At 72.6% G+C, this 13,269-nt stretch carries 7 protein-coding genes; 2 read left to right on the top strand and 5 right to left on the bottom strand.

Annotated elements, in window-relative coordinates; genetic code table 11:
* Window positions 1-475 precede the first annotated feature (475 nt).
* A complete protein-coding gene (locus HZS56_RS24675) occupies window positions 476-3,871 on the top strand; it encodes a CARDB domain-containing protein (protein ID WP_216722978.1) in 3,396 nt (1,131 codons plus the stop codon).
* A gap of 10 nt (window positions 3,872-3,881) precedes the next feature.
* Here HZS56_RS24675 and HZS56_RS24680 read toward each other — a convergent pair whose 3' ends face one another.
* From HZS56_RS24680 to HZS56_RS24700, 5 genes are all read right to left on the bottom strand, one after another.
* Window positions 3,882-6,188, bottom strand: a complete 2,307-nt coding sequence (locus HZS56_RS24680; protein ID WP_216722979.1) for a PI-PLC domain-containing protein — start codon at window positions 6,186-6,188, stop codon at window positions 3,882-3,884.
* 91 nt (window positions 6,189-6,279) lie between these two features.
* A complete protein-coding gene (locus HZS56_RS24685) occupies window positions 6,280-7,299 on the bottom strand; it encodes an oligopeptide/dipeptide ABC transporter ATP-binding protein (protein ID WP_216722980.1) in 1,020 nt (339 codons plus the stop codon).
* A complete protein-coding gene (locus HZS56_RS24690) occupies window positions 7,296-9,290 on the bottom strand; it encodes a dipeptide/oligopeptide/nickel ABC transporter permease/ATP-binding protein (RefSeq protein ID WP_216722981.1) in 1,995 nt (664 codons plus the stop codon). Before HZS56_RS24690 ends, HZS56_RS24685 begins: the two co-directional genes overlap by 4 nt.
* Entirely contained in the window at window positions 9,290-10,240 is a 951-nt protein-coding gene (locus HZS56_RS24695; RefSeq protein ID WP_216722982.1) for an ABC transporter permease, read from the bottom strand. Before HZS56_RS24695 ends, HZS56_RS24690 begins: the two co-directional genes overlap by 1 nt.
* 199 nt (window positions 10,241-10,439) lie before the next feature.
* On the bottom strand, window positions 10,440-11,993 hold the full coding sequence (locus HZS56_RS24700) for an ABC transporter substrate-binding protein (protein ID WP_216722983.1): 1,554 nt from the start codon (window positions 11,991-11,993) through the stop codon (window positions 10,440-10,442).
* Between the two features lie 184 nt (window positions 11,994-12,177).
* Here HZS56_RS24700 and HZS56_RS24705 point away from each other — a divergent pair, with 184 nt between their 5' ends.
* On the top strand, window positions 12,178-12,930 hold the full coding sequence (locus HZS56_RS24705) for a FadR/GntR family transcriptional regulator (RefSeq protein WP_374201203.1): 753 nt from the start codon (window positions 12,178-12,180) through the stop codon (window positions 12,928-12,930).
* Window positions 12,931-13,269 lie beyond the last annotated feature (339 nt).

The following is a 13,269-nucleotide window of genomic DNA, read 5'->3' on the forward strand; positions in this document are numbered from 1 at the left end:
CCCCGCCGCCCCCGGGCGCGCGCGGCGCGCGGGCGCGCGGCCCCCCGCCGCGCCGCGCCCCCCCCCCGCCCGCCCCCCCGGCCCCCCCCCCCCCCCCCCCGCCCCCCCCCCCCCCCCCCCCCCGGGGGGGGCCCCGGCCTTCTGTTTTCCCTGTCCCGTTTCCCTGTCCCGTTTCTCTGTCCCGCGCATGACTTGCGTCTCTTGCGGGCTTCCAGCGGCCCGTCCGTCGCCCCTCGGACGTTGACTGCCAGTTCAAGTGCTGCGCAAGCGCATGGCAAGCCGCGCAAATCACTTACGTGTCAACTCGCGTCCCAGTCGCGACCGTTGACAAACGAGTAACGCGCTAGAAACCTGATGACGCACTTTCCGCAAAGAATCGACTGCTCTGCTCAATTGGCGCGCAGATTCGGTGCTCCCCTCAACTTGCCGGACCGTCGCGCCCGCTCCCCGACTCCCCACGGAACAGAGGACCCCCATGAGACGGAGACATCTCGGCCGGCGGACGCTCACGGGCGCCGTCGTCGCCGGGCTGATGACGGTCGGGCTGCTGCCCCTCCCCCTCGCGGCCGGCGCGCACGCGGCCACCGGCACCGGGACGGCCGCCGCAGACGTCAACCTGGCCCTCGGCCGCCCCGCCACGGCGGGCGGTTCGCACGGCGCGTACCCGGCGGGCAACGCCACCGACGGACAGCAGGCCACCTACTGGGAAGGACCGGCCGGCACCTTCCCCGAGTGGCTCCAGGTCGACCTCGGCACCGCACGCGACGTCGACCGGGTGGTCCTCAAACTGCCCGCCGGCTGGGAGAGCCGCAACCAGACCCTCTCCCTGCGGGGCAGCACCGACGGCTCCACCTTCCGCACCCTCCACGCCGCCGGTGCACGGACGTTCGGCCCCGCGCAGGCGGGCACCGTCGCCGTCGACCTCGCCTCACCGGCCGAGGCCCGCTACGTCCGCGTCGACATCACCGGCAACACCGGCTGGAACGCCGCACAGCTGGCCGAACTGGAGGTGTACGGCGACGAGGCGGACACCGGCCCGCCGCCCGCCGGCACCAACCTCGCCCGCAACAAGCCGGCCGAGGCCACCTCCACCACGCAGAACTACGTCGCCGCCAACGCCACCGACGACTCGACGTCCACGTACTGGGAGGCCGCCGGCCACCCGGCGGACCTCACCGTCGAGCTCGGCTCCGACGCGGACCTCGGCGGCGTCGTGGTCAAGCTCAACCCCGACCCGGCCTGGTCCGCCCGCACCCAGAACATCCAGGTCTTCGGCCGCGCGCAGGGCGAGGACGACTTCACCGCGCTCAGCGAGCGCGCCGACCATGCCTTCAGCCCCGCCCGGGACAACACCGTCACCATCCCGGTCAGCGGGCGGGCCGCCGACGTACGGCTCCGGTTCTTCTCCAACACCGGCGCACCCGGCGGCCAGGTCGCCGAGTTCCAGGTCCTCGGCACCGCCGCGCCCGCCCCCGACCTCACGGTCACCGGCCTCGACTGGTCGCCCGCCGAGCCGGACGAGCGCGACGAGGTCACCGTCGGCACCACGGTCCGCAACGCCGGCACCGCGCCCTCGGCCGCGACGACCACCGAGGTCACCGTGGAGGGCACCACGGCCGGCAGCGCCGCGGTCCCCGCGCTCGAACCCGGCGAGTCCGCCGAGGTCGCCGTCGCCACCGGCACCCACGCGGCCGGGAGCTACGCGGTCACCGCGGTGGCCGACCCGAAGGACACCGTCGCCGAACTCGACGACACCAACAACAGCCGGGCCGCCACCGACAAGTTGGTCGTCGGCCGGGCCCCCGGACCCGACCTGGAGGTGCGCTCGATCACCACCAGCCCCGCCAACCCGGCGGTCGGCGCGAAGGTCTCCTTCACCGTCGCCGTGCACAACCGGGGCACCAGCCCCGCAGAAGCCGGCTCGGTGACCCGCGTCCGGGCCGGATCCACCACGCTGGACGGAGAGACCGCCGAGGTGGCCGCGGGCGCCACCGTGAACGTGCCGGTCAGCGGCGTCTGGACGGCGACCGGCGGCGGGGTCACCCTCTCCGCCACCGCCGACGCCACCGACGTCGTCGCCGAGACCAACGAGAACAACAACGTCCTCGCCAAGTCCCTCGTCGTCGGACGCGGCGCCGCCGTGCCGTACACCGAGTACGAGGCGGAGGACGGCCGTTACGAGGGGACACTGCTCACCGCCGACGCCAAGCGCACCTTCGGGCACACCAACTTCGGCACCGAGTCCTCCGGCCGCAAGTCCGTCCGGCTCGACTCCACCGGTGAGTACGTCGAGTTCACCTCCACCACACCCACCAACTCGGTCGTGGTGCGCAACTCCATCCCCGACGCCCCCGGCGGCGGCGGAACCGAGGCCACCATCAGCCTCTACGCCGACGGCGAGTTCGTGCAGAAACTGACCCTGTCGTCCAAGCACAGCTGGCTGTACGGCAGCACCGACGACCCCGAAGGGCTCACCAACCGGCCCGGCGGCGACGCGCGGCGGCTCTTCGACGAGTCCCACGCACTCCTCGACCGCACCTTCCCGCAGGGCACCGAGTTCCGCCTGCAGCGCGACGCGGGCGACTCGGCCGACTTCTACGTCATCGACCTGATCGACCTGGAGCAGGTCGCGCCGCCCAAGGAGAAGCCGGCCGAGTGCACGTCCATCACCGAGTACGGCGCCGTCCCCGGCGACGGACTCGACGACACCGACGCCATCCAGCGCGCCGTCACCGACGACCAGAACGGCAGGATCGACTGCGTGTGGATCCCGGCCGGACAGTGGCGCCAGGAGCAGAAGATCCTCACCGACGACCCGCAGGACCGCGGCCAGTACAACCAGGTCGGCATCAGCGACGTCACCGTCCGCGGCGCCGGGATGTGGCACTCCCAGCTCTACACCCTGACCCCGCCGCACGAGGCCGGCGGCATCAACCACCCGCACGAGGGCAACTTCGGCTTCGACATCGACGACAACACGCAGATCTCCGACCTCGCCATCTTCGGCTCCGGCACCATCCGCGGCGGCGACGGCAACCAGGAGGGCGGCGTCGGGCTCAACGGCCGCTTCGGCAAGGACACCAGGATCAGCAACGTGTGGATCGAGCACGCCAACGTCGGCGTCTGGGTCGGCCGCGACTACTCGAACATCCCCGAGCTGTGGGGGCCCGGTGACGGCCTGGAGTTCACCGGCATGCGCATCCGCGACACCTTCGCCGACGGCATCAACTTCTCCAACGGCACCCGCAACTCCACGGTCCACAACTCGTCCTTCCGCACCACCGGCGACGACTCGCTCGCCGTCTGGGCGAACAAGTACGTGAAGGACACGTCCGTGGACGTCGGCCACGACAACCACTTCCGCAACAACACCATCCAGCTGCCCTGGCGGGCCAACGGCATCGCGGTGTACGGAGGTTACGGCAACACCGTCGAGAACAACGTCGTCTCCGACACCATGAACTACCCCGGCATCATGCTCGCCACCGACCACGACCCGCTGCCGTTCTCCGGGCAGACACTCATCGCGGGCAACGCCCTGCACCGCACCGGCGGCGCGTTCTGGGGCGAGGCACAGGAGTTCGGCGCCATCACCCTCTTCGCGCAGGGCCAGGACATCCCGGGCGTGACCATCAAGGACACCGAGATCCTCGACTCGACCTACGACGGCATCCAGTTCAAGACGGGAGGCGGTGCGATGCCGGACGTGAAGATCGACAACGTCCGCATCGACAAGTCCAACAACGGCTCCGGCATCCTCGCCATGGGCGGCGCCCGCGGCAGCGCGACGCTCACCGACGTGACGATCACCGGCTCGGCCGAGGAGGACATACGGATCGAACCGGGCTCACAGTTCACCATCGACCAGTAGCGGCAGGCCGCTAGGAACCGGCCTGCAGGAAGGCCCAGCCGGAACCCGCCCGGCGGCGCGGAGCACCACCGCGCCGCCGGGCAGCACCCGCGTCCCGCAGCCGGTCCGGCGACCGTTCGACGGGGACGCGGGTGTCGTCCCGGAGCCGCTCGGCGTTCAGCTCCTCCACCGCGCCGAGCGCGTCACCGATCGTCGCGTAGTCCACCGCGACGAAGTTGACCGGTCTGCCGCGCTGCCGCTCACAGGTGTGCGCCCGCTCCAGCACCCGCTGCCGGGAGTTGACGACCCCGGCGTCCAGCCGCAGGCCGCCGCCGGCCGTGACGAAGTGGTTGAGCAGGAACAGCCGCTTGTCCGCGCCTCCCCGGTTCGGCAGACAGGACATCTCGTCCGGGCTGCGGAAGGCGAAGGGCGTCTCCATGCCGTACCGGTACAGATTGCGGTACCACGGTGCGGGGCCGTCCGCCTTCTCGGCGAAGACGACCAGCCGGCGGCCGCTGTCGACCATGTCGCCGAGCTTCGGCCACGGACGGTCCGGGTCCCGGTCCGGCTCGTACAGCAGGTCGGAGAGCCCGGCCTGCCGGAAGGCGTTCTGCGTCGCCACCGCGTCCACGCCGTCCTGCAGGATCAGCGTGACGACGTCCGAGGGGTTGTCGCGCAGCCAGTCACCGATCTGCCGCAGCGTCGGCGTCAGTTCCAGGGCCCCGGCGCCGCACACCGAGTGGCACAGCCACAGCCCCGGGTGCGGCGGGTTCACCCGCTCCAGGATCCCGGTGAGCCGCCGCCGCTCGGCCGGGGAGAAGTCCGAGGTGTTCAGCCGCTCGGCCACCTCCTCGGGCCGTTCCCAGCGGTGCGTGTCCAGAAGCAGCACCCGCACCCCGGCGTCCAGCTGACCGACGATGTCCGGGTCCTGCAGCGGGCCGATGAACCGGTCCGCCGTCGTCGCCATCGCGTTGTGCGACGCGAGCTGGGCGATCTCGTCGTAGCGGGCGTCGCACAGCTCGGCGCTGCCCTGGCAGATCCGCGGCGAGGAACCGGTGATCGCCACCGGCGCCAGCATCGTCCCGACCAGGGCGCAGGCGGTGACGGCGAACGTCAGCGCCGGAACGTGCCGCGGGTCGGTGAGGACCGGCACGCTGGGCCGGGTCTGCCGGGCCCAGCCGACGGTGATGAGCAGGGCGCCCGCGGCGAGCAGGATGACCGCGACGACGACGGCGGTGGTCAGCAGCCGGTCGAGCGCGGCGGCCTGGACGTCGGCGAGCAGCCCCGACGCCGCCGGGGGCCACGACTCGGGCGAGGCGAACAGGGCACCGCCCAGCGCCAGACGCAGCGCGAGCACCGTCAGCGCCGTCAGCGCGGCGGCGGCCGCCGGCACCCAGCCCAGCGGCATCAGCCGGCGCCCGGCGGGCGCGGGGGTGGAGAACCACAGCAGGGTGAGCGCGGCGGCGCAGAGCACGGCCGCCGCCGGTTCCACCACGTCCTGGAAGAGCCGGGTCACGTTGCGGGCGCGGTTCAGCGGCGCCAGCGCCTCGGCCGACGGATCCACGTCCACCGTCACGACCCACGTGCCCCGCTCGGCCTCCCGCAGCAGCTCCCCGGCGGCCTCGCGGACCTGGTCGGTCAGGGCGAGGGGCGCGAGCGCGGCCAGGGCCGAGGCCACGTCGCCCCGGTCCAGCGCCGTGCGCACGGTGTCCTCGATGCCGTCCCGCGCGGCGTCGTCCGGCACCAGACGCATCAACGCGTCCGTGGCCGCGAGTGCCTGACTGTGCGAGAGCGGCAGCGTGGGCAGCTCGTCCAGCGGCGCCTCACCGGCCACCACCTGGGCGACCAGGTCGGACAGCCGTTGCACGAAGGCCTGGAAGTCAGGTTCGGAGCGCTCCTGCAGTGCGGCGACCGCGTCACCGAAGTACGCCTGGCTCAGCCGTTCGACGTTCGCGACGACGGGCTCCAGGTCGACGGTGATCCGCAGCCGGTCGCGGTCGCCCTCCAGATAGTGGACCACCTCCTCGATCTGCCCCTCACCCATGGTGCGCAGGGTCTCCGGCGGGATCACCACCTTGAGGTTCGAGGTGATGGTCGACTGCGGGACGGGCAGCCGGTCGAGCAGTTCGCTGGTCAGCGGCGTACTGCCGGGATCCACCAGCACCTCGTCGTAGAAGCGCTGGTAGGCGTGCTCGTCCTCCAGCACCTGGTCGTAGAAGCCGGGATCGAGGACCGTGCTGCGCACGACGGCCGCCGCGGCCAGCACGGTCATGCTCAGCACCGCCACGCACCAGGCCAGCGCCCCCAGCCGGGGCGAGCGCCGTAGCAGTGCGTCCATGGAGCCATTCTCGTCTCGGCGGGCCGTCGTGCGGGGCACCCGGGCGGGGCGCCATCACACGCATGCCCCGGCCCGGGCCGGCCGATACCCGTCACTTCCCGCCGGCGACCTCCCGCGGGACGGCGCCCTCCTGAGGATGGACGCAGTGCCACCGGTGACCGCCGGACCCTTCGGTCGCCGTCGGGAACACGATGGCGCAGGCGTCGTCCGCCTTCCAGCAGCGGGTGCGGAACGGGCAGCCGGAGGGCGGGTTGGTCGCCGACGGCACCGGCCCGTGCAGCACGATCCGCTCCGGCCGCTCCAGCAGGCTAGGCGTGGCGGACAGCAGCGCCTCGGTGTACGGGTGGCGGGAGGCCCCGGAGACCTCCGCGGCCCCGCCCTCCTCGACCACGCGGCCCAGGTACAGCACCGCGATACGGTCCGCCAGGTAGCGCACCGTCTGCACGTCGTGCGAGATGAACACCATGCCCAGGCCGAGCCGGGCGCGCAGGTCCACCAGCAGGTTGAGGATCTGGGCGCGCACCGACACGTCCAGGGCACTGGTGGGCTCGTCGGCGACGATCAGCTCCGGTTCCAGCGCGAGGGCTCGGGCGATGGCCACGCGCTGGCGCTGACCGCCGGACAGCTGCCCCGGCAGCGCCTGAAGGGTGTGACCGGGCAGCCCGACCAGATCGAGCAGTTCCTCCACCCGGTCCTCGCGCTCCGCCCGGGTGCCGCGGTCGTGCACGTCCAGCGGGTCGCGCAGGATCCGGCGCACGGGCAGCCGAGGGTTCAGTGCCGTGGAGGCGTCCTGGAAGACCACGCCCACGGCGGCACCGAACCCGGTACGGCGTTCGGCGGCGCTCATCGCCCACAGGTCGCGGCCCCGGAAGGACACCCTGCCCTCGGTCGGCCGCTGCAGTCCGGTGACCACGCGGGCCAGCGTGGACTTGCCGCAGCCCGACTCGCCGACCAGGCCGAGGATCTCGCCCCGGCCCACTTCGAGGGTGACGTCGGTGAGGGCGTGCACGGAGTCCCGGCGCAGGAGGCCGCCGCTGCGGGCCCGGTGCCTGACGTGGATGCCGTCGAGCCGGACGAGTGGGTCCATGGTGCTGTCCTTCGGTGCGGTCATCGGGCACTCTCCAGCGACTTCGCCGACCCGCCCGCCGCAGCGGGCCCGCTCGTCGACGCCGGGTGGTGGCAGGCGAAGAGGTGGTCGGGGCCCGCGGCGCGGTCGGTGGCGGGCGGCGGCGTGGTGGCGCACAGCTCGGTGGCGGCGGCGCAGCGGGACGCGAACCGGCAGCCCGCGCCGAACGCCTTCGGGGCCGGTACGACGCCGCGGATCTGGTGCAGGCGCTGCGCACCCGACTCCAGGGAGACCACCGAGCCGAGCAGCCCCCGGCTGTAGTGGTGCGCCGGGTCGGTGAGCAGCGCCCGGGTCTCGCCGGCCTCGGCGACCTGCCCGGCGTACATGACCGCGACCCGGTGGGCGAGGTCGCCGACCAGGGCGAGGTCGTGGGAGACGAGGACCATCGCGAAGCCGAGTTCGTCGCGCAGCCGGACCAGCAGCTCGACGACCTGGGCCTGCACGGTGACGTCGAGGGCGGTGGTCGGCTCGTCGGCGATGAGCAGCCGCGGACTGCGGGACAGGGCCATCGCGATCAGCACGCGCTGGCGCTGGCCGCCGGACAGCTCGTGCGGATAGCTGCGCAGGGTGCGTTCGGGGGAGAGCCCCACCAGTTCGAGCAGCTCGGCGGGGGTGCGGGTGCCGCCGCGGGAGGTGAGCCACTTCAGCTGGGTGCCGATCAGCACGGACGGGTTCAGGGACGACATGGCGTCCTGGTAGACCATCGCGATCTCCGGGCCCATCAGCGCCCGGCGCTCCTTCGGCGCCGACTTCAGCAGGTCGCGGCCGCGGTAGAGGATCTCGCCCCGGGCCTCGGCGTTGCGGGCCAGCAGGCCCATGACCGCCAGGCTCGTGACGGACTTGCCGCAGCCCGACTCGCCGACCAGGCCGAGGGTCTCGCCCTCGCGGACGGTGAAGGAGATGCCGTCGACGACGCGGACGTCGCCGTACCGGTCCGGGAAACGGACGGACAGGTCGCGCACCACGAGCAGGTCGGCCGCGTCCCCGGCGAGCGGCGGCACGGCGGGCTCCGTCGCCCGCAGGCGGGACGCCAGTTCGGCGAGCGCGGCGTCCACCTCGGCCCCGTCGGCGGCGGGCGCGGAGGCGGCGGCGTTCTCGTCGGTGTCGTCGTTGCCGGTGCGGGACGTGTCCGGGGACGCGGCGGCGTCCGTCATGCCCTCGGAGAGGACGTTCAGCGCGAGCACCGTGACCAACACGCACAGCCCGGGGAAGAGCGTCGCCCACCAGCCGCCCGACAGCAGGATCTGCCGGCCGTAGGCCAGGACGCTGCCCCAGCTCGGGTCGGGGTCCTGCACACCGGCGCCGATGAAGGACAGGCTGGCCTCGAAGATGATCGAGTCGGCCACCATGACCGTCGCGAACACCAGCACCGGCGCCGCGCAGTTGACCGCGACGTGCCGGAGCACGATGTGGCCTCGGCGGGCGCCGACGACCCGCTCGGCGGCGACGTAGTCCTCGCCGTACTGCTCCAGCACGTTGGCCCGTACCACGCGGGCGAGCGAGGGCGCGTAGACGAACGCGATGGTGAAGATGATGACCGGCACGCTGGGCCCGAAGACCGCGACGAGCACGGCGGCCAGTGCGATCGGCGGGAAGGACATGACGACGTCGAGGGTGCGCATCACCGACTCGTCGGCGAGCCTGCGCGAGGTCGCCGCCAGCGCGCCCAGGGCGGAGCCGAGGACCAGGGCGGCCAGGGTCGCGCCGAGCCCGATGACGAGGGAGTAGCGGGCACCGTGCACGACCCGGGCGAACACGTCGCGCCCGGCCCGGTCGGTGCCGAACCAGTGGTCGGCGCCCGGAGCCCGGGCGGGGATGCCGGTGGCGAGCGGGTCCTGGGTGAGCAGCGGGGCGAACACCGCGGCCAGCACCACCACGAGGAGGATCCCGAGGGCGATCCGGGAGGTCACGGGCAGCCGGCGCAGGCGGGTGCCGGGCCGGGCGAGACGCCCGGCGAGGGAGCGTGGAGCGAACATCACACCGTCCTGATGCGCGGGTTGACGAGCAGGTAGAGCAGGTCGACGACGACGTTGACCAGGAGGAAGGCGATCGCGATGGTGAGCACGGTCCCCTGGACCAGCCCGACGTCGCCCCCGTTGACGCCCTCGAGGATCAGCTTGCCCATGCCGGGCAGGTCGAAGATCGCCTCGATGACCACGGCGCCGCTCAGCATGTAGCCGACCTTGACGCCCAGCACCGTCAGCGGGGTGACCAGGGCGTTGCGCAGCACCGAGCGGATGATCAGGGACGGCGGCAGGCCGCTGCCGCGGGCGGTGCGCACGTAGTCGCGGTCGAGTTCCGTGACCATCGAGGTGCGGATCAGCCGGGCCAGCGACGAGGCGACGGGCAGGGCGAGGGACACCGCGGGCAGCGTCATGCTCTCCAGCCAGCCGCCGAAGGAGTCGGCCGGGTTGACGTAGCCGCCGGTCGGGAGGAGCGGCATGTTCAGCGCGAACTGCTGGATGAGCAGGACGCCGAGCCAGAACGAGGGCAGGGCGATGCCGGCCATCGACAGCACCCGGAAGACCTGGTCCGGCCAGCGGTCCCGGTAGACGGCGCTGAGGACACCGAAGACCAGCGCCAGCACGACGGCGAGCGCGAGGCCGAGCAGGGTCAGCTGCAGCGTGAGCGGGAACGCGGTGGCGATCCGGTCGGTGACGGGCTGGCTGGGCGACATCGTGACGCCGAGGTCCCCCCGCAGCAGATCGCCGAGGAAGGCGAAGTACCGTACGGGCAGGGGGTCGTCGAGTCCGTTGGCCTCGGCGAACGCCGCTCGTGCCGCCGGGCTCGCCGACTCGCCCAGCGCGTTGTACGCGGGGTCGGTCGGCGAGAACTGGAGGACCACGAAGACCAGCAGCGTGATGCCGAGGACCATCACCGGCATCATCGCGACGCGGCGCAGCGCGAGCCGGAGAAATGCAACCATCGTGAGGTTCCTAGCGGTTGGGGCGAGAGCCGCCGCGACGGGTGGTACGGGCTGCGGCGGCCCGGCGGCCTGAGGTGCAGTCAGGTCCGAAGGTGAGACGCGGGGCCGGGCCCGGGCGTGTGGGGTGGTCGGGCCCGGAGTCGAGACGCGGGTCGGGCCCGGGCGTGTGGGGCGGTCGGGCCCGGGGGTGAGCCGCGGGTCAGGCCCGGCCGACGTCGAGGAAGGACAGCCCGGTGGTGGGCAGCGGCTTGAAGTCCGTCAGCGTCCCCTCGCGCCACGCGGTGGGCAGCTTGCGGTGCAGCAGCGGATACAGCGCCGCCTCGTCGGCGACCAGGTCGGTCACCCGGCCCCACAGTTCCCTGCGCCTGCCCTCGTCGGCCTCCGCCGCGGCCTTGTCGAGCAGCGACCTGGTCTGCTTGTAGGCCTCGCTGCCCTTCCAGCCGTAACGGTTCTCCGGCCAGAAGCCGTAGTAGAACCAGCGCAGCAGCAGGTCGGCGTCGTTGCCGAAGACGGACGGGTCGCCGGGCGCGGCCAGGGCGTCGAAGTCGCCCTGGTCGACCTTGGCGTACTGCGCGGGGGACTGCTGGATGTCGAGCTCGGCGTCGACACCGACCGCGGCCCAGCTCTCCTTGATCAGGGGCGCGATGTCCTTGACCCAGCCGTTGTCGGTGAGCATCAGCGTGAAGGACAGCTTGCCCGCGCCCGCCTCGGCGAGCAGTTTCCTGGCCCTGGCCGGGTCGTGCCCGTAGACGGTGGCGGCCCTGTGGTAGTCGGGGTGCGTGGCCGGGACGTATCCGGTGGCGGCCTCGGCGTTGCCGAGCAGCGCGGTGGAGATGATCTTCTCGGTGTCGAGCGCGTAGTGCAGGGCCTGCCGCACCCGCTTGTCCTCGAACCGCGCGTCCGCGCAGTTGAACATCAGGAACAGCAGCCCGAAGGACTGGACCGACTCCACCTCGTCCTTGCCGGTGAAGCCCTCGACGTCGATGTAGGGCACGTCCTCGATGGCCTGCACCCGGCCCGACTTGAGCGCGCTGACCCGGGCGGACGGGTCGGAGATCAGGCGCCAGACCAGCTTCTTGGCCTTGGCGGGGTGCGGCCCGTTGTACTTGTCGTACGCCGCCATGACGATCTTGTCCTCGCGGACCGCCGACACGAACCGGTACGGGCCGGAGCCGACCGGCCTGGAGTCGAAGGCCTTGGCGTCGGCTCCCGCGACCTTCTCGGGCACGATCCGGACCACGGAGATGCGGGACGGGAAGAGCGCGAAGGGGTACTTCAGCTTGAACTCGACCGTCGACCCGTCGACCGCGGTGACCTTGTCGACGAACGGGACGAACTGCGCCATCAGTGAGGCGTTCTTCTCGTCCAGGACGCGCTCGAAGCTGAACACCACGTCGTCCGCGGTGACCGCCGACCCGTCGTGGAAGGTCGCGCCCTCGCGCAGGGTGGCCCGGTAGGTCGTCGCGTTGATCTTCCTGGGCATCTCGGTGGCCAGCGCCGGCCGCGCCACGAGCGTCGCCGGGTCGAGGTCCACCAGGCCCTCGAAGATGTGCATGTTGGCGGCGTAGGGAGTCGCGCCCGAGGTGATCATCGGGTCGAAGCCGGTGGAGAGCGGGTAGGAGATCCCGGCCTCGACGGTGTCGCCGCCACTGCCCGCGTCCCCGGCGCCGTCCCCGGTGGAAGCCGGGCCGCCGCAGGCCGTCAGGCCCGTGGTGACGGCGGTCGCCACACCGACGGCACCGGTGTATCTCATGAACGTACGGCGATCGACGCCGGCTGCACTGCGCGCGGACAAGGAGTCCTCCAGGCGGGAGACGGGAGAGGTCGAGCCGGGGGAGGCGAGTGTGGCCGGCGCCTCACCGACAGTGCATCAGACGTCTGATGTCTGATGCTTGATAACGTGGGAACGTAGCCGGGCAAAGGAAAGGGGTCAAGAGGTGGCGGTGGGGCAAAGGGCGGTTCGGCAGTCGGTGCCGGAGCCCAAGACGGCACGACAACCGTTGCGACAGGAGGTGGTGGACGGCATCAAGTCCTACATCCTGCGCAACGAACTGCGCCCCGGGGACCCCTTGCCGACCGAGCCCGCCCTGTGCGAGGCGCTCGGCGCGAGCCGGTCCAGTGTGCGCGAGGCGATCCGGATCCTGACCGCCCTCGACATCGTCGAGGTACGGCACGGCCACGGGACCTATGTCGGACGGCTGAGTCTGTCGGCGCTGGTGGAGAGTCTGACCTTCCGCGGTCTGCTCAGCCCCGACGACGACTTCCAGGTGATGAGCGACCTCGTCGAGGTGCGCGAGCTGTTCGAGCGGGGCATGGCCGAACGGCTCGTCTCCTCCCTGGACGAGGAGCAGATCGACCGCCTGGCGGCCCACGTCGACGAGATGCGCAGGGCCGGGGCGGGGGAGGGACACGGTTTCGTCGAGGCGGACCGGGCCTTCCACACCCTGCTCCTCGCCCCGCTCGGAAACGACCTCATCGGCCAGCTGTCCACGGCCTTCTGGGACGTCTACGTCATCGTCGCGCCCCACCTGGACGTGTTCACCAGCGAGCACGAGGCGGCCACCATCACCAACCACCAGCGCATCGTGGACGCCGTGCGCGACCGCGACCCGGTCGAGTTCTCGGCGGCCCTCGCCGAGCACTACGCCCCGGTGCGCCGGCGCATCGAGGAGGCCCGCGCCCGCCGCTGACCCGCCGGGTCCCGGCGACAGGGGTGCCCCCGCCGGGGTGCCCCTGCCGGGGTGCCCTCGCCGACGGCCCCGCCCGGGGCGCCCCTGCCGTGCGCGCCCACGGTCCCGGGGCCACGGGCCCGCTTCCCGCGCTCGCCCGCGACGCGACCTGTGCGCGTTCGGTCGGCCCACGATGCGGCCTGTGCGCGTTCGGTCGGCCCGCGACGCGGCCTGTGCGCGTTCGGTCGGCCCGCGACGCGGCCCGCCGGCGGCCCCTCCTCCCGCCCACGGGTCCGGCTCCCGCTCGCCCCCGCGGTCCGGCCCGCCCGTCCGCGAACCCCGGCCTCCGGCCCGGCCACT

The sequence above is a fragment of the Streptomyces mayonensis genome, from assembly GCF_018982965.1.
GTDB lineage: Bacteria > Actinomycetota > Actinomycetes > Streptomycetales > Streptomycetaceae > Streptomyces > Streptomyces mayonensis.